General features: G+C 37.5%; 17 protein-coding genes. 12 read left to right on the top strand and 5 right to left on the bottom strand.

Features of this window, described 5'->3' with window-relative positions; translation table 11 throughout:
* Positions 1 to 20: 20 nt before the first annotated feature.
* The 8 genes from IW16_RS22785 to IW16_RS22750 all read left to right on the top strand — a co-directional run bounded on the left by IW16_RS22785 (position 21) and on the right by IW16_RS22750 (position 7,206).
* Entirely contained in the window at positions 21 to 833 is an 813-nt protein-coding gene (locus IW16_RS22785) for a thiol-disulfide oxidoreductase DCC family protein (protein ID WP_034750215.1), read from the top strand.
* A gap of 12 nt (positions 834 to 845) precedes the next feature.
* The gene (locus tag IW16_RS22780) at positions 846 to 1,628 is read left to right on the top strand and encodes a fatty acid desaturase (RefSeq protein WP_034750210.1); all 783 of its coding nucleotides are present in this window, start codon (positions 846 to 848) and stop codon (positions 1,626 to 1,628) included.
* Between the two features lie 42 nt (positions 1,629 to 1,670).
* Positions 1,671 to 2,126 carry an SRPBCC family protein gene (locus tag IW16_RS22775; protein WP_034750207.1) on the top strand — a complete coding sequence of 152 codons (456 nt, stop codon included), beginning with the start codon at positions 1,671 to 1,673 and terminating at the stop codon, positions 2,124 to 2,126.
* A 70-nt stretch (positions 2,127 to 2,196) separates the two neighbouring features.
* Positions 2,197 to 2,901 (top strand): YqjF family protein, encoded by a 705-nt coding sequence (locus IW16_RS22770; RefSeq protein WP_034750204.1) that lies wholly within the window; start codon positions 2,197 to 2,199, stop codon positions 2,899 to 2,901.
* 89 nt (positions 2,902 to 2,990) lie between these two features.
* The gene (locus IW16_RS22765; RefSeq protein WP_034750201.1) at positions 2,991 to 3,890 is read left to right on the top strand and encodes a TIGR01777 family oxidoreductase; all 900 of its coding nucleotides are present in this window, start codon (positions 2,991 to 2,993) and stop codon (positions 3,888 to 3,890) included.
* Between the two features lie 175 nt (positions 3,891 to 4,065).
* Positions 4,066 to 4,326 carry a hypothetical protein gene (locus IW16_RS22760; RefSeq protein ID WP_034750198.1) on the top strand — a complete coding sequence of 87 codons (261 nt, stop codon included), beginning with the start codon at positions 4,066 to 4,068 and terminating at the stop codon, positions 4,324 to 4,326.
* A 341-nt stretch (positions 4,327 to 4,667) separates the two neighbouring features.
* A complete protein-coding gene (locus tag IW16_RS22755) occupies positions 4,668 to 5,090 on the top strand; it encodes a hypothetical protein (protein ID WP_034750195.1) in 423 nt (140 codons plus the stop codon).
* A 220-nt stretch (positions 5,091 to 5,310) separates the two neighbouring features.
* Entirely contained in the window at positions 5,311 to 7,206 is a 1,896-nt protein-coding gene (locus IW16_RS22750) for a GEVED domain-containing protein (protein WP_034750192.1), read from the top strand.
* A gap of 62 nt (positions 7,207 to 7,268) precedes the next feature.
* Here the strand turns inward: IW16_RS22750 and IW16_RS22745 are convergent, their stop codons facing one another.
* Complete coding sequence (locus tag IW16_RS22745) at positions 7,269 to 8,153, bottom strand: hypothetical protein (protein ID WP_034750190.1); 885 nt, start codon at positions 8,151 to 8,153, stop codon at positions 7,269 to 7,271.
* A gap of 279 nt (positions 8,154 to 8,432) precedes the next feature.
* Here IW16_RS22745 and lpdA point away from each other — a divergent pair, with 279 nt between their 5' ends.
* From lpdA to IW16_RS22730, 3 genes are all read left to right on the top strand, one after another.
* On the top strand, positions 8,433 to 9,821 hold the full coding sequence (gene lpdA, locus IW16_RS22740; RefSeq protein WP_034750188.1) for a dihydrolipoyl dehydrogenase: 1,389 nt from the start codon (positions 8,433 to 8,435) through the stop codon (positions 9,819 to 9,821).
* Between the two features lie 32 nt (positions 9,822 to 9,853).
* Positions 9,854 to 10,468, top strand: coding sequence for a PH domain-containing protein (locus IW16_RS22735; protein ID WP_034750186.1), 615 nt, complete (start codon positions 9,854 to 9,856; stop codon positions 10,466 to 10,468).
* A gap of 79 nt (positions 10,469 to 10,547) precedes the next feature.
* Complete coding sequence (locus IW16_RS22730) at positions 10,548 to 12,488, top strand: S9 family peptidase (protein ID WP_051890650.1); 1,941 nt, start codon at positions 10,548 to 10,550, stop codon at positions 12,486 to 12,488.
* Between the two features lie 75 nt (positions 12,489 to 12,563).
* On the opposite strand, the gene IW16_RS22725 is transcribed toward IW16_RS22730, so the two are convergent.
* On the bottom strand, positions 12,564 to 13,094 hold the full coding sequence (locus tag IW16_RS22725) for a GNAT family N-acetyltransferase (protein ID WP_034750184.1): 531 nt from the start codon (positions 13,092 to 13,094) through the stop codon (positions 12,564 to 12,566).
* 200 nt (positions 13,095 to 13,294) lie between these two features.
* Between IW16_RS22725 and IW16_RS22720 the strand changes: the two genes are divergently transcribed.
* Positions 13,295 to 14,095 (top strand): patatin-like phospholipase family protein, encoded by an 801-nt coding sequence (locus IW16_RS22720; protein WP_034750183.1) that lies wholly within the window; start codon positions 13,295 to 13,297, stop codon positions 14,093 to 14,095.
* A 138-nt stretch (positions 14,096 to 14,233) separates the two neighbouring features.
* Here the strand turns inward: IW16_RS22720 and IW16_RS22715 are convergent, their stop codons facing one another.
* From IW16_RS22715 to IW16_RS22705, 3 genes are all read right to left on the bottom strand, one after another.
* A complete protein-coding gene (locus tag IW16_RS22715; RefSeq protein WP_034750180.1) occupies positions 14,234 to 14,887 on the bottom strand; it encodes a hypothetical protein in 654 nt (217 codons plus the stop codon).
* A gap of 145 nt (positions 14,888 to 15,032) precedes the next feature.
* Complete coding sequence (locus IW16_RS25950) at positions 15,033 to 15,479, bottom strand: hypothetical protein (RefSeq protein WP_051890646.1); 447 nt, start codon at positions 15,477 to 15,479, stop codon at positions 15,033 to 15,035.
* A gap of 57 nt (positions 15,480 to 15,536) precedes the next feature.
* Complete coding sequence (locus tag IW16_RS22705) at positions 15,537 to 16,577, bottom strand: ParB N-terminal domain-containing protein (RefSeq protein WP_034750177.1); 1,041 nt, start codon at positions 16,575 to 16,577, stop codon at positions 15,537 to 15,539.
* Positions 16,578 to 16,580: the final 3 nt, after the last annotated feature.

Genomic DNA, 16,580 nt, shown 5'->3' with positions numbered 1-16,580 from the left:
ACTTTTTAAAATAAATCATCATGAAAACCTTAAAAAACCACACCCTGATCTACGACAATGAATGTCCAATGTGTAATATCTATTCTAAAGGTTTTACAAAATGCGGAATGCTTGATGAGAATGGGAGAGAAGCCTTTACAGAAATGTCTGCCGTCAATAAATCTATGATCGATTTTGTCCGTGCGAAAAATGAAATCGCATTAATAGATCACAACAAAAATGAAGTTGTTTACGGATTGGACAGTCTTCTGTTGATCATTGGAAACTCTTTTCCTCTGATGGAAAAAATGGCCAGAATTCTGCCTCTTTACTGGTTCTTTAAGAAACTGTATTCATTCGTTTCTTATAACCGGAAACAGATTATTCCATCTGCCGGCGACAAGACAGACCAGGCATGCATTCCTGATTTCAACTTTAAATACAGAATAACATACATCGTTCTGGTAGTCGTTTTTTCAGCTTATATTTTGAGTGTGTTTTCAGGGAAACTAGGATTTAATTTAAGCCACAATTTTTTGAGGGAACTCACCGTATGTATTGGCCAGATCCTTTGGCAGGTAGTATTTCTGAAAAAATATTTGAAAGAGAAAATCTGGGACTATCTCGGCAATATGATGACAGTTTCTCTCATGGGAACCTTGCTTCTCATTCCCGCTTTATTCACTCATTTTACTCCAGTTTTTTATATCACCTATTTTGGAGTAGTCGTATTGATTATGTTTCTTGAACACCTGAGAAGATGTAAACTGCTGAAATTAAGCTATCTTCCTACCATCTCATGGATCCTTTTCAGAATGACTGCTTTGGCATTTATTATCTGGCTTACTCTTTAAAAAATTGAAATCATGAACCATCTTGAACTTATAAGAAAAGTAGAATGGAAAGATCTAAGGAATCTTTCTGTTAAAGAAATGCTCATCGAAAATAATATCAGTCTGCCATGGTTTTTTATTTCGATGGTACTGGCTTATCACGGATATTACTGGCTGGCTCTTCCATTTTCAGGATTTTATTTTCTGACCGCGCTGAGACAGGTCCATAATGGCTTTCATAATGCTTTAGGAACTGGAAAGTCCCTCACCTGGCTGTCCCTGTATCTGAACAGTATTTTAATGATGACATCTATTCACGCCGTAAAATTCAATCACATCAGGCATCATAAATTCTGTCTATCAGAAGAGGATTACGAAGGGAAATCAGCTTCTATGAAATGGTATGAAGCGATCCTGTACGGACCTAAACATATGTTTCTGATTCACTGGATTACTTTTAAAAAAGCCAATAAGCAATATAAAAGGAATATGATGATTGAGCTGATTTCGATTGCAGCGTTTATGTTCACGGTATTTTATTTCCAGATTCATTTTTTGATGTACCACATGTTCATCATGTTGTTTGGAGAGTTTTTGATGGCATTTTTTGCGGTTTGGACTGTCCATCATGATACCCATGAAAATCCCAGTATCGCAAGAACACAGCGCGGATCATGGAAAAATAAAATTACCTTCAGTATGTTTTATCACATGGAACATCATCTTTTTCCAGCAGTTCCCACGATCAAACTGCCGGAACTGGCAGAAAGAATTGATAAGGCATTACCGGACCTGGAGAAAAAGGAGACGTTTTAGAATAAAGAATAAAGAATAAAGAATAAAGAATAAAGAATAAAGATGGCTGCAATTTATTTAGAGACCTTCATCAACGCAGATATTCATAAGGTTTTTGATCTGGCAAGAGATATTGATCTGCATCAGAAGTCAACGGGGAAAACCAACGAAAAAGCAATTGCAGGAAGGACATCCGGACTTATTGAAAAAGATGAAACAGTTACATGGAGGGCCAGACATTTAGGCATTTATCAAAACCTGACCACAAAAATTATAAGTATGGAAAAGCCTTTCCAATTTACGGATATAATGCTTAAAGGAGCTTTTAAAACAATGAAACATCAACATATCTTTAAAAAGAAAAACGATAAAGTATTAATGATTGATATCTTTGAATTTGAGTCTCCATTAGGGGGGATCGGACGATTTTTCAATGATGTTTTTCTTCAAAATTATATGCAAAACTTCTTACTGGAGCGAAATCAGTTAATTAAGATAACTGCAGAAGCGGAGAATTGATTCGAAACAGCCTAATATGCCAAGTTGTATCATAGAGAAACTTGTCCATCAACTACAAAAATAACAGAAAATGAACTTTCTACAGGCAGAATGGCGAAAACTCGCCATCATCAATTACGAAATAGATCCGGAGATTTTGGAAAAATATATTCCTGAAGGAACTGAACTCGATTTTTACCACGGCAAATGTTACGTGAGCCTCGTTGGATTTATGTTTTTAAATACTCGGTTACTGGGATTTTCAATTCCTTTTTACCGGAATTTCGAAGAGGTTAATTTAAGATTTTATGTTAAAAAGAAAGAAAAGAATATCTGGAAACGGGGTGTTGTTTTTATCCGGGAGATCGTTCCCAAATATGCACTGAGTTTTGTGGCGAACTCATTTTATAAAGAAAACTATAAAACAATGCCAATGAACAGTCAGATTGAAGTTAGTGGTGATGAGCTGAACGTGAAATATGCATGGAAAGACAAAAGTTGGCATTCTATTCAAATTACTGCTGAAAAAAGCACACTCCCTATGGAAAATGATTCTGAATTTGAATTCATTACCGAGCATTATTATGGCTTTACCAAAAGAGAAAATAAAACTTCGGAATATGAGGTCTGCCATCCAAAATGGGATCATTATCCGGTCAAAGAGTATCATCTGGATATTGATTTTAAAGGACTTTATGGAAAAGACTTTGGATTTCTGAACGGACAAACCCCTATTTCTGTAATGCTGGCAGAAGGTTCTGAAATTGAAGTAAAAACAAAGAAGTATATCATGTAATCTGAAAAACCTGTAGAACATTAAACATGTATTGACGGGAAACATTACAGCCCGATTATACAGTTGATCACTCATAATATAAAAACAAAATGAAAATAATAATTGCGGGAGGAACCGGATTTCTGGGTGAAAGCCTGGAGAAATATTTTAAACAAAAGGGAGCTCAGGTTTATATTTTAACCAGAAACCCAAAACGTGACTTTGACCTTTATTGGAATGCAAAGACATTAGGAGACTGGAAGGAGAGCATTGACGGAGCTGATGTGCTGATTAATCTTACCGGGAAGTCTGTAGACTGCAGGTATAATGAAAAAAACAGAAAAGAAATTTATGCCTCAAGGATCGACAGTACCAAAGTACTTCAGCAGGCTGTAGATCAATGTGCCGTTAAACCCAAGATCTGGCTGAATGCTGCTTCGGCAACCATTTATGTACATTCAGAAACACAACTGAATCATGAAGAAAATGGAATTGTCGGTGATGATTTCTCAATGAATATCTGCAAAAGCTGGGAAAAGGAATTCTTTGCAGGAGAAAGTCGGGAGGTAAGAAAAGTGGCCTTGAGAACCTCTATTGTTCTTGGGACTCATGGTGGCGCTTTTCCAAAATTAAAGACGATTACCAAACTTGGACTGGGTGGAAAGCAGGGTAGAGGGCAGCAGAAAGTGAGCTGGATACATATTCAGGATTTCTGCAAAGCGGTTGAATGGATCATTGAGCATCAAGACATCTCAGGTCCAATTAATATTACAGCTCCCAATCCTTTATCAAATGAGGATCTTATGAAGCAGATGAGAAAGCATCTGAAGATTCCTTTTGGATTAAATGCTCCCGTCTGGCAGCTGGAAATAGCTTCAATATTTTTAAATACAGAAACCGAACTTTTGCTGAAAAGCAGGAATGTATATCCTGAAAAATTAATCAAAAGCGGATTTCATTTTGCTTACTCTGCTATGGATGATGCGCTGTCAGATCTGCTTAAAAACTAGGAGTGATGTGAATGTCTAAGATCGCCGGGATAAAAAGAAACTTTTTTATCTTGCAGTAGTACTTTAATTTGAGAATAATGAAAACTCTGGTATGATATATGTAATATTGATGTAAACCTGAATGAGTTTTAGTGATCATAACGAATCATTAAATCATTCATAAAAAGTAAATGTTATGAGAAATTTTTTGATATCAACAGTACTGCTATTAGGTTTATCGACCAGTGCTCATGCACAGAAAAGTCCGCCCGTTCCTCCGCACCCGACAAAAACTGAGTTGATCAATATCAAATCACGGGAGCTTGACAAGAGATACAATACAGAAAAAAAACTGATTTTGAATCACCCTCTTGCTACAAAAAAAATGAAACGCGATCAGCTTAAAGCTCTTAATGAAAAGTATCAAAGTCAGAAAAAGCTTTTACGAAAAATGTAATGCTTGAGAAACAGCATCCTTTATATATTTTGCCTCCAGGAATTGGGGGCATTTTTTATTGAATCTAAGGACGGTTAAACAATCAGTAACCGTTGATAAAATAATTTTTACAGAAAAAGAAATACCGAAATATATGATGTTAAAATTTTATATTTCGTAGAGAGGTGTAATAAAATTGCTTATTTTTTTTAAATTATTGTTTAAGATTTAAATTGTACTTTTTGGCTTCACAGCAGGGATAACAGGAAGTAGTAATGGCATGCATTCTGCATGTTTAAAGTGAGTCTGATTGGTTTTATTGGAGATTACCTTACTTAAAGCCATTCTAAAACATACCTATTATGAATAAAATTTTTATTTCCACAATCATTTTTTTAAGCTTGTCAGTTCCTGTTTCTGCACAGAAAACCCAGGACCAGATCAATAAAGCATATGCTGAGCAGTATAGAAAAATTAATATGAATCCCAGATTATCAGGTCCTGAAAAAGCGAGACTGAAAAAGGAGTTGGCCTTAAAGCAGGATCAGGAAAACAGAGTGTTCGATGAAGCCTATAAAAAGAAATACGGAAGTTCTAAAGATCAAAGAAAAAGAATGGTAGAAGATAAAATGGGCCTGCTTGAGAAAAAATATGAACAGGACAAGAAACGAATTGAAAATAATCCGGTGCTTGGCAAAGATCAGAAGAAAGCTCATAAAGAAGCCTTAAAGAAAAAATATGAAAGCCAAAAAGCACTCCTGAAAAAAGAAAAAAATAATATTTAGGCATATACCTCCAATGATTTGGAGGTTTTTTTATGTAATTTTTGGGGTGCAAGACTATAAAAGGACTGTTTAATTATAAAGAATTTTAATGATGTGATTGCGATAACACTACTGAAAGAACTCCATCTATTATTCAGAGTTGCTTTTTTTACTTTGTTTTTTATTATTTTGATAAAAAAACGATATATTTGCGGGAAATTAACCAGAAAATAATTGTAAAATGAAGAAAATTAGTACTATTTTAGTTCTTTTGTTGTTTTTTAATGCTTTTTCTCAAAACACGGAAAATTTTTGTGGTTTTGATGAGGAAATGCAAAAAATGGACAGTAGATTCCCTGAATTAAAGAAAAAAAGGGAAGAAACGGAAGCGAGGTTAAGGAATATGGACAAGCAGGCTTTTCTTAATAAGGTGGGAGGATCTACTTCCTGGAATGGGCTTTATACCGGACAGACTTTCGAAATTCCAATTGTAGTTCATGTGATTGAGTCCAGTGCAACAGCTAATTCAAATTTAGCTTTAACAGATCAGGACGTGATCAACTGGATTGACAGAGCCAACAAAATGTATGCTACGACTTACGGAAACGGATTCTATCCTGAAGGGGCAGGAGCAGCAGGAGGAAATGTAATTCCTTTTAAACTTGTATTGGCTAAAAGATCTCCAACCTGTACCCCTACAACCGGTATTGTAAGATATAACGGAAGTACAATTCCTTTATATGATACAAGAGGAGTAAAATCTGCAGCGACAGGTAATGGTGCAAGTGACAGCCAGATCAAAACGTTAGCACCGCACTGGCCAGAAACATCATATTTTAATATTTACGTAGTCATTGGTTTTGATGGTCAGCAGCTGAATGCAGGTGGCCTTATGGGATACGCGAGATTCCCGGAATCTTATGATTATTTCTATGAAAGTTTTATGAAAGTGGCAACTCTTAAAAACCAACATGATACCACACTTACTCACGAGTTAGGGCATGCTTTCGGACTGTATCATACTTTTCAGGGAATCAACTATACAAGCCAGACCACATGCCCTGTAAATAATAACTGTGCAACAGATGGTGATAGGGTTTGCGATACTTCTCCTTCAAGAAGTATGTATGGAGTTCCTGTTCCAAATAATACAGCTACAGATCCCTGTACTACTCAGAATTATGATGGGACACAATATAACGTAATGAATTATACCAATTCTAACCGTAAATTTACAGAAGGACAGAGAGACCGGGCGATTATGCTGATGATGGAATACAGAAAGAACCTGATTACTTCTACGGCAGGGCAGGATCCTGCAACCGTTATCCCATCTCCGGTTAATGTGGTGGCTGCACAGTGCAGTCCGGGTGGAATTGTAAATCCGGCTAATAACAATTTTGGAATTGGAGCTTCCAGAGTGCAGTTTGGAACTATAAGCAGTACCACAAACGGATATGATTCTGATGAACCTGCTCCGAAATTTTATGAAGATTATTCTACCGCTACCTGTATCAGACCTGCTTATTATACAGATATTCCTTCCGGTTCCAGTACACCACTAAAGGTTACTTATGATAATGGTTTCGGTCAGGCTGATAAGTTCAAAACAAAAGTATGGATTGATTATAACAATAATGGAGCATTTGATGAATCTGAATTGGTGGTTAATGATCTGTCTGCTTCAATAGCAGCAGGGTCAGGAAAGATTGTCACAGCCGGAATTACTCCTCCTGCGGGTGCTGTTACCAATACCTATTTGAGAATGCGTGTTGCAGTGGATGCTGCCACATTTAACGGAGTTGCACTTGCTGACGGGACTCCATGTTCACAGCTTCAGTATGGTCAGGTAGAAGACTATGCGGTAAGAATAACAGGAACTTTAGGAACTTCTGATAGTAGAAATACTTCATCCGAATCCAAAATTGTTTATCTGAAATCAGGAAATACTTTAAGATTAACAGGAGAAGCAATTTTTGGAGATTACCAGATCTATGACCTTAGCGGAAAACTTATCCAGAAAGGAAATGCTAAAACAAATGAAATCCAAATCGAAAAAGAACTTCCAAAAGGAGCTTTCATTATTAATTACTCAGGTAAAAATAAAAAAGAATCGAAGAAATTCTTAAATAATTAAGCCTTTTCAAAAACTGTAAAGCGGCTGTCTCTTGTTTGAGGTAGCCGCTTTATTGTTTTTAATTAATATAATTTCTTTGCCAGCAGCAGATTCAGAAGGAAAGTTCCGGTCCAGTTACTGTTGTTGGATCCGTTATTTCCGATAAAGTCAATACGGGAGACAGAAACGGTCAGCCTGGTTTTTCCTCCGACATTGGCAAGGCTCACGAAAGAAGTAGTGAAAATATCAGGGAAACTGGAATTGTTACCTGCTGTCAGAAGAGGGTATAGGGTACTTACATTGAAGGCAGGACCCTGATATTCATATACGATCATCATGCGGCTTGCATTAGCATAGTCAATGGTGTGAGCATAAGGGGTAGATGCTTTGCTGATCACCCACCATGCATCCGTTCCTGTCCCTCTGTCATAAGTGGTTACAGAATGGTTAGTCCAGTCAGGTACAGGGGCGGTTCCGTTAGCATGAGGCGGGATCGCCAGCTGCATACCATAAATTTCTACATTGTTTGGCTTAGGAAGTACGGTAAAGGACAGATCCCAGGTGCCTCCCGTTGTGTTGCTGTTGTTCACCACTTCAGCATAAGCACCGGTAGGAATTACAAAAGAAGCAACCGGTGTATTGTCGATTCTCAGGGTATTTCCGCTTGAGGCCTGCAGGGTAATACTGAAAGCTGAAATGTTTTTCATTTTATAAATCCTTCCTGTATAGCTTGTGGTACCTGTTCCGATCGCAGGAAGCGTGAAGGTGGTATTGGCCGTTCCGTTATACGTGATGTAGTGATCCGTAGCGGTGACGCTGTAGGCTGCGGCCGTGATTTGCTTGTAGTCAGCTCCCAGAGATCCGCCCACTGCTAAAGTACTGTTGGGAGTGGTGGTCTTAATACCAACTTGGGCACTAACAGACACACACCACAAAACTAAAATGGAAATAAAATTCTTTGTTTTCATTTGATTTAAATTTTTCACAAAAATATGAAAAATGATATATAATATTCATTTGTAAATGGTTATTATGGATTTTTTAACACTTATGTCACATATTAGTGATTTTATAAAGATGGATTATATTCCGGTTTTAAGTTTTAGATTAGATTAAAAGAGCATATACAGAGCCGATGAATGGGTTGCCATCTGGCAAAAGGAAGTTAGTGTTCAGTGAAATATGAAATGGGAGAGCATAAAACATCCAATATTTTTCCTTAAATTCGCATAAAAATTTTTAAAATAATGAACTACGATATCATTGTCATCGGAAGCGGTCCTGGAGGTTATGTTACTGCGATCAGAGCAGCACAATTAGGTTTCAAAACTGCAATTATCGAGAAAGAAAACTTAGGAGGTATCTGCCTGAACTGGGGATGTATCCCTACGAAAGCTTTACTGAAGTCTGCTCAGGTTTTTCATTATATCAACCATGCTGAAGACTATGGTCTGAATAAAGTGGAAGCCAGCTTTGAATTTCCAAACGTAATCCAGAGAAGCCGTGGCGTAGCCAGCAAAATGAGCAAAGGAATCGAATTCCTAATGAAGAAAAACAAGATCGATGTGATTCTTGGGACAGCTACAGTTCAGAAAGGTAAAAAAGTTTCTGTTACCGATAAAGACGGTAAAGTAACTGAATATGCAGGAGAAAACATTATTATCGCAACAGGAGCACGTTCAAGAGAACTTCCTAACCTTCCTCAGGATGGTAAAAAAGTGATAGGATACAGACAGGCATTGTCTCTTCCCGAGCAGCCGAAATCTATGATTGTTGTAGGTTCTGGAGCTATCGGAGTAGAATTTGCTGATTTCTATAATACAATGGGAACGAAAGTAACAGTGGTAGAATTTATGCCAAATATCGTTCCTGTAGAAGACGAAGAAATCTCTAAGCATTTGGAGAAATCTCTTAAAAAGACTGGAATCGAGATCATGACCAATGCATCTGTAGAAAGCGTTGACACAAGTGGAGAAGGCGTAAAAGCTACTGTGAAAACAGCTAACGGAACCATTACCCTTGAAGCTGATATTCTACTTTCTGCAGTAGGTATCGCTGCCAATATCGAAAATATCGGATTGGAAGAAGTAGGAATCCAGACCGATAAAGGAAGAGTATTAGTAAACGAATGGTACGAAACTTCAGTTCCTGGTTACTATGCAATCGGAGATATTATTCCTACCCAGGCTTTAGCACACGTGGCTTCAGCTGAAGGAATCACTTGTGTGGAGAAAATCAAAGGAATGCACGTTGAGAAAATCGACTACGGCAACATCCCTGGATGTACATACTGTCATCCTGAAGTAGCATCTGTAGGTCTTACAGAAAAGCAGGCTAAAGAAAAGGGATACGAAATCAAGGTAGGTAAATTCCCTCTTTCTGCAAGTGGTAAAGCAACTGCTAACGGAAATACAGACGGTTTTATCAAAGTTATTTTTGATGCTAAGTATGGTGAATGGTTAGGTTGCCACATGATTGGAGAAGGAGTTACAGATATGGTTGCAGAAGCTGTAGTTGCCAGAAAACTGGAAACAACAGGTCATGAGATCATTAAATCCATCCACCCTCACCCAACGGTTTCTGAAGCAATCATGGAAGCAGCAGCAGCAGCTTATGGTGAAGTGATCCATATCTAAAATCAATTGAACTAATACCTATACATTCAAAGATGTTTAAAAAACTTGCCGCAGAAGCACTCGGACTTGGAGATATCGGAAAAATTATTCCGTCTCAGGATTATGATAAAGTTGACTCTGACGATTATATTTTATCAGAAGATCAGGAGAGAATTTTCTTTCTGATCAAATCTAAAAGAGATGAATACTGTTTCACCAACAGAGCATTAATTCATATTGACGGAGCAAGTGCTCTCGACAAAAAGAGGATTTTGAGAAGATACGAATACTACCAGTTTCCCTTTTCAAATATAGCACTGCAAACTGCGGGAACGATCGATCTTGATGTGGAAATTTCATTTCATATCGGAAATGTTCCATTGATGATCAGTGTGAGCAAAGGACAGATCGACCAGTTGAAAGATCTTTACAAAGCTCTTTTGGCGATCCAGCAGGAAGTGCACCACAATCAGTCACTTTTAGGATTCTCTGTTGAAAGTCTTCAGAAAGCGATTACTACGGTTGCTGCAGGAAAACAGGAAAATGTTTCTAAAAGCCAGGAGTTACAAAATGTCAATGAATATGTTTTCAGCTGGTCAAAAAGCAGCTATGAGAAATATAATCAAAAAGACTTTTCGGCCATCTTTGAAAAGTATATCAATAATTAGTAAGATCTTAATATCTTTATATACAACCACAGACAAAAATGTCTGTGGTTTTTTTGTAAATTCAGGGAAAAATTAACGAATGAAAAACAAATATATTATTCTCGCCTTTTCGTTGGCCGGAATGTTTTCTGCACAAACAAAGAATGAGTTTGTGAGCCCTAATGAGAACCTTATTGCAGAGAATATCCTTCCCATTCCCAAGACCCTGAACCAGGCAATTAAAAAATATTCTGAAAGCAGAAATGCAGGGATAGCAAGCGTTCACCCTAATGGTAAAGAGATCATTGCTGTGACCCGTTTTGGATCTACCAACCAGCTTCATAAAATCACGATACCCATGGGAGCCAGAAAACAGCTCACCTTCTTTGATGAACCGGTCAGTACAGCATCTTATGAGCCTGTAAAAGGAGAGTATCTGATCTACACCAAAGACACAGGAGGAAATGAATTCGGACAGCTTTATAAGTTGGATCTGAAAACCCTGGAGTCCAAACTTCTTACCGATGGAGGAAGATCTCAGAACGGGGGAGTGATATGGAAAAAAGACGGCTCAGGATTCTATTTTTCATCCACCAAAAGAAATGGCGGCGACAGGGATATGTATTACATGAATCCTTTAAAGCCAGAAGAAACACGACTTGTTCTGGAAGTAAAAGGAGGAGGTTGGGGAATTTCAGATCTTTCTGAAGACGGTAAAAAACTTCTGATCTCTGAATATGTTTCTGCCAACGATTCATATCTGTATATCTACGATCTGGAAACCAAAAAACTGGAGCCCATTACCGACAGAAAAGAAAAAGGAGTAGTGCAGAGCGGTGCTTCTTTCAGTAAAAATCCAGATAAAATTTTCTATGTTACAGACCGTGACAATGAATTCAGCAGATTGGCTGTTTTAAATTTAAAAACAAAAAAAACAGAATATCTCACATCTTCCATTCCGTGGAATGTAGAAGACTATGATCTGTCCAAAGACAAGTCCACCATCGCATTTGTAACGAATGAGAGTGGAATCAACAAGCTTTATATTCTGGATACTGCTACCAATAAATACGGGGCTGTAAGTCAGATTCCAACTGGATTAATAGGAGGTGTGAAATTTTCGAATGACGGAAGATCACTTTATTTCTCAAGATCAGCAGCCAATTCAGGCTCGGATATCTATAAAATGGATATGGCCAGCCAGACTATCGAAAGATGGACAGAAAGTGAACAGGGAGAAATGCAACCAGCAGATATGTCTGTTCCAAAGCTGATTGAATGGAATAGTTTTGATCAAATGAAGATCTCAGGGTTCTATTATCCTGCATCTTCAAAATTTACAGGAAAAAGACCCGTAATTATTAACATTCACGGAGGTCCGGAAGGGCAGTCTATGGCTTCTTCCATAGGATCTTCCAACTACTTTACCAATGAAATGGGCGTTGCGATGATCTATCCTAATGTAAGAGGCTCCTCTGGCTTTGGCAAAACATTCATCGCGGCAGATAACTGGGATTTAAGAATGAATTCCGTGAAAGATATCGGCAGCCTTCTGGATTGGATCGCCAAACAGCCGGAACTGGATAAAGACAGGATTATGATCATGGGCGGTAGCTACGGAGGATTCATGACATTGGCGACAGCGTATGAATATGCTGATAAGATCAGATGCTCGGTAGATATTGTGGGAATCTCTGATTTTAATACCTTCCTGAAAAACACGGAAGAATACAGAAGAGACCTCAGAAGGGTAGAGTATGGTGATGAAAGAATTCCTAAAATGGCTGAATTCTTTACCAGGATCGCTCCACTGAACAATATTGACAAGATCAAAAAACCAATGTTTATTATCCAGGGAACCAATGACCCCAGAGTTCCCGTTACGGAAGCGGTTCAGATGAGAGATAAGCTGAAAGCTCAGGGAAAAACAGTATGGTATCTGGAAGCTAAAAATGAAGGCCACGGATTCAGAAAAAAAGAAAACATAGATTTTCAGCGCCTTGCAGTGATCAGATTTATGCAGGAATATCTGTTGAAATAAATAATCGCTATAATCATCACTATCAGCCTGGAATTTTTCAGGCTGATTTTTTTAGCCGCTTTATCTTTAATCGATTCACATGGTATCTTTCTCTTTTTCAAAGCTTAAAACATAAAACTCAAAAGATTCTTTTCCAATTTGAAATGGGTATTCTCCAGCCTTTTTAAAGCCAGTTCTTTCATAAAACCGGATAGCCCTGGTATTGGATTTTAATACCGAAAGCCACAAATGACTTCTATGGGATTCCATGAAAGAATTCATCAGTTCATCCATCAGCTGTTTGCCAATTTTTTGGTCTAAAAATTCTTTCATAACGTAGATTTTCTGCAGCTGCGAAGCATTGTCAGTTTCAATGGATTCTATAGGGGAATTAATCTTTAGCTTGGCATATCCTACAGGAAGTTCATTCCATAAAGCGATCCAATATTGATTGTTTTCTTGCTGAAGGCTGGCTCTTATCTTAGACACATCAAAGGTACGTTCGTAATAATCAAACAGATCCTTCTGATCTCTAAAATATTCTGAAAACGTTTCGGTAAAAGTAATTCTTCCCAACAGTGCAATTGATGGGGCATCACTGATAGATGCCCTTCTTATCTGTATCATACTTCATGTGTATTTTGAATTGTAAATGTCCAAAATCATCAGCATTCATACAATCCAAAACACGATATATTGTGAAATTTTTTCGATACTTTGAAAACTGCTGTTTTTAAACAACATTCAAATCTGTTAGAATAGTTCTAAAATATAAGATTTATGAAATTTAACCTTATTTTCTCGCCCTGTTTTCTTACATTTATTCTATGAATTTTGAGAGAACAGGGCTGGTTTTATCAGGAGGCGGTACCAAAGGAATTGCCCATGCGGGAGTGTTGAAATTCTTGAACGAGAAAAAGATAGACATCGATGTGCTGTCCTGCTGTAGTGCAGGATCGATTGTGGGATGTCTTCATGCAGTAGGAAAAACACCGGATGAAATTCTGGATTTTTTCAATTCAGTTTATTTCTTCAACTGGAAACATTTCACTTTCAACCAGCCGGGACTGGTTTCTTCCATTATTTTCAGGAATTATCTTAAACCTATTTTTCATGATATGAAATTGGGGGATCTGAATAAGGAAGTGAAAATTGTAGCGACGGAACTGGTTTCCGGAACAGAGAAAATTTTTGACGAAAATTTCGAGGTAGTGGATGCCGTCATTGCCTCATGTTCTATTCCAGGAGTGACGACTCCTTACATCATCGGTGAAGAAATGTACTGTGACGGAGGGGTGCTCAACAATTTTCCGGCAGACATCATCAGAGATGAATGTGATAAGCTTATCGGTGTTTTTGTCTCACCGCCACATGATATTAATATCAAAGACTTAAAATCAATTAAAGCTATTGTTTCCCGTTCCTACGATCTTCTATCATACAGAATAGAAAAAGGAAAATTTGATTACTGCGACTGGTTTATTACTTCCCAGAAACTTTCCTCATACGGAGCTTTCGAGCGGGGTAAAGACCGTTTGGAAGAAATTTTTAATATAGGTTATAAAGCGGCACAGGAAAGCTATGAAGCCAGCCGGTTCCATACAGCCTTAAGACAGTCCGGAACCTAAAATTCCGAATTCCATTTAGTTTTTAATCCTTTTTGATCCTATTCTGTTTGCGAAAGCTATTTTCTCATTAAGTAATTAAATTACCTGGTTAAAACGAAACAGAAAGTCTGTGCTCTGAGAGCCGGATTTTAATGTGTTTTACTTAAATTTTAAAACTCCATATTTAGAATTATAGAAGTACTTATTCCTGATGAAATAACATTCTGTGGTAGATTTGAACTTCGTTCCATTAATTTGGAAGTAAAATAAATCATGAAGATTCCCTAGTTTTCCTGTATTTGTCCACTTGTAAATGATGCTCTCATCAAATTCATCCAGCATTGTAAGGGCTTTTGCAGACGTCTCTATATCTTTGTAGTCTTTTACCTTGCTGCTGTCTGCAGATTTTCTTGTGGAATAGCCGGGAGAGGCAAATACAGTATTGTTGATCAACAGGTCACCTTTATTATCTATAAGCACAGATGACCCGGAATCTATGGTATCCGTAAAATATGTTTTCCTGTTAATCATATTTTTAAGTTCAATACTGTTTTTGATAACGTAATCTGCCTCTTTTTTTACATTGTCATGACTGCTTTTACCGGATAGATAAATGAAGTGCTGCTTTTTCGAAAGATAGATGGAGTCGTTTATAAAGGAAATGGTATGGCTTAAAGTTGAATCTCTTTTTTCAACCACAACAATATCACCTTTTTCAATTAATTGTTTTAAAGTTAAAACATCGGGATGCTTATCTTTAGTACAGGATAAACATACCATCAGCATTCCGGAGAAGATCAGAAAAGGTTTCATTAATTTGATAGAGTACAATGTTGTGATCAGGATCTGGTATTCTTTGATTTATACGTCATTTTTGGGCATAAAATTCTGCGGGCGGTTATTTAACCGTACGTGTCAGTTTCTATTATAAAGAAACCTTTTCGATATGTTGATGGAATTACTGTTTAACTACAAACGCATCCTGACGGACGATTTCATGGTCGTTTTCATCATTTACCTTTAAGGTATAAGGTGATTTAGTCCCATAGTCAGTAAGGTAATTTCTCCATACCTGATAACTGTATCCTTCATTGACAAAGCTGAAATAGTAATTGCCTCCTGTGCCATCCGGGATCAGTTCACCATCACTGATGATCATACTTGGTTTTGAAGTAATTTTTGCATTGGCAGCCCAGGACTGATAAAGGTATTTTCCGTTAGGCTGTTTATCGATTCGGATCTTAAATTTTTTGGTTTTAAGAATTACTGTTTTAGGTATTTTCTGGAATGGCAGTATTTCATTGGATAAAGTGGAAGTACTGATTGTTACAGAGGTTTTTTCTGCGGCATTAACTAAAGAAGCCTGAGCGATACAGAACGCTGCGAATACAATTTTTTTGATCATTATAATATGGGTTATTGTTTGGATCTAAACCTCATCAAATATGAAGCCATTTGAAACTTATCTTAAAACGGTTTCTTTGATCCATGTACTCAGTTCCATTGTATTTCTGAGGGTTTTTAGAAACCAGACACTTGTTTTTTTGCCTTCAGCATACTGAGGGATATAGACATTTAAGCCTTTTCTGAAATTAAAAAAGCTGAGATGTATATTTTTTTTTAAAAAATCAAGACGTCTGTTCAGCCATCTTCTTTCCTCTGATGATCCTGATTGGTGATGCCTGATCAAAACCTCAATAATGGAGGTGTCAATTCTTTCTGATTCTTTCAGCATTTTGTCCAGGGCATTGGTGAGCACTTCATCATTGACGAAATTGATGCCGGGCAGATTTTCATCATTGTTTTGAAATAAATGGTCAAATTCAAAATCATGAAGGATGCAGTGTGCTCCATGCATAAGTTCCGAAGCAGAACTGTAGCTGTCATTATCTTTTGAAATGAATACCGCAGGGATATCCATTTTCAGCCGTTTATAAGCCTCAATTTTATGATGTCCGTCAAGCACAAAAGCATTGCTCATCTGTGGATCCTGGTTGTAAAGACTGTAAAATATAATAGGTTTTGGTTGACCTCCTTTTTTGATCAGCTCAGTATAGTAATCTACTCTCTTGGGATTAATACTTTTACGTTCAAGAGTGTACAGATAGTTGAAATCTTCAAAAGGGTAAAACCACCCGGAAAACTTCTGACAGTCAGGAAAATTTTTGTCAGCAGCTAAAGGTTCACTCATGTAAAAGTTAGAATGATCAAATGGTATTTTACCCAGATTCACCTGATAGCTCCCATTTTCAAAAAGGGTAAGGAAATCTTCAATGCCGGCCATGATTTCAGCTTCTGTTCCATTCGTAAGGGAACGGTTGAGGCCATCAGCCAAGGTTATTTTTTCCTTCTCTGCAAGCTCTGATACGGCATAATATTCACCCACACTTCCCCGGGAGTCCGGCCAGTTGACGGCCACAGGACGCCTGATGATTAAGCAGCTGGCAAAACCATCGTACAGAGCTTTGATAATGCCCTGTCCGTGAGTGATGTGAATTTTCATTGA

Source organism: Chryseobacterium vrystaatense (genome assembly GCF_000737765.1).
Taxonomy (GTDB): domain Bacteria; phylum Bacteroidota; class Bacteroidia; order Flavobacteriales; family Weeksellaceae; genus Chryseobacterium; species Chryseobacterium vrystaatense.
Note: the sequence above shows the minus strand (reverse complement) of the source record. Positions and strands in the feature narration are given on the sequence as shown.

What these genes read in the sequence shown, in the direction of transcription:
- IW16_RS22735 (WP_034750186.1), top strand. Translation starts at nt 9,854, where the DNA reads ATGTTTAAAAAACTTGCCGCAGAAGCACTCGGACTTGGAGATATCGGA.
- IW16_RS22750 (WP_034750192.1), top strand. Translation starts at nt 5,311, where the DNA reads ATGAAGAAAATTAGTACTATTTTAGTTCTTTTGTTGTTTTTTAATGCT.
- IW16_RS22785 (WP_034750215.1), top strand. Translation starts at nt 21, where the DNA reads ATGAAAACCTTAAAAAACCACACCCTGATCTACGACAATGAATGTCCA.
- IW16_RS22775 (WP_034750207.1), top strand. Translation starts at nt 1,671, where the DNA reads ATGGCTGCAATTTATTTAGAGACCTTCATCAACGCAGATATTCATAAG.
- lpdA (WP_034750188.1), top strand. Translation starts at nt 8,433, where the DNA reads ATGAACTACGATATCATTGTCATCGGAAGCGGTCCTGGAGGTTATGTT.
- IW16_RS22780 (WP_034750210.1), top strand. Translation starts at nt 846, where the DNA reads ATGAACCATCTTGAACTTATAAGAAAAGTAGAATGGAAAGATCTAAGG.
- IW16_RS22715 (WP_034750180.1), bottom strand. Translation starts at nt 14,887, where the DNA reads ATGAAACCTTTTCTGATCTTCTCCGGAATGCTGATGGTATGTTTATCC.
- IW16_RS22765 (WP_034750201.1), top strand. Translation starts at nt 2,991, where the DNA reads ATGAAAATAATAATTGCGGGAGGAACCGGATTTCTGGGTGAAAGCCTG.
- IW16_RS22725 (WP_034750184.1), bottom strand. Translation starts at nt 13,094, where the DNA reads ATGATACAGATAAGAAGGGCATCTATCAGTGATGCCCCATCAATTGCA.
- IW16_RS22770 (WP_034750204.1), top strand. Translation starts at nt 2,197, where the DNA reads ATGAACTTTCTACAGGCAGAATGGCGAAAACTCGCCATCATCAATTAC.
- IW16_RS25950 (WP_051890646.1), bottom strand. Translation starts at nt 15,479, where the DNA reads ATGATCAAAAAAATTGTATTCGCAGCGTTCTGTATCGCTCAGGCTTCT.
- IW16_RS22730 (WP_051890650.1), top strand. Translation starts at nt 10,548, where the DNA reads ATGAAAAACAAATATATTATTCTCGCCTTTTCGTTGGCCGGAATGTTT.
- IW16_RS22705 (WP_034750177.1), bottom strand. Translation starts at nt 16,577, where the DNA reads ATGAAAATTCACATCACTCACGGACAGGGCATTATCAAAGCTCTGTAC.
- IW16_RS22745 (WP_034750190.1), bottom strand. Translation starts at nt 8,153, where the DNA reads ATGAAAACAAAGAATTTTATTTCCATTTTAGTTTTGTGGTGTGTGTCT.
- IW16_RS22760 (WP_034750198.1), top strand. Translation starts at nt 4,066, where the DNA reads ATGAGAAATTTTTTGATATCAACAGTACTGCTATTAGGTTTATCGACC.
- IW16_RS22720 (WP_034750183.1), top strand. Translation starts at nt 13,295, where the DNA reads ATGAATTTTGAGAGAACAGGGCTGGTTTTATCAGGAGGCGGTACCAAA.
- IW16_RS22755 (WP_034750195.1), top strand. Translation starts at nt 4,668, where the DNA reads ATGAATAAAATTTTTATTTCCACAATCATTTTTTTAAGCTTGTCAGTT.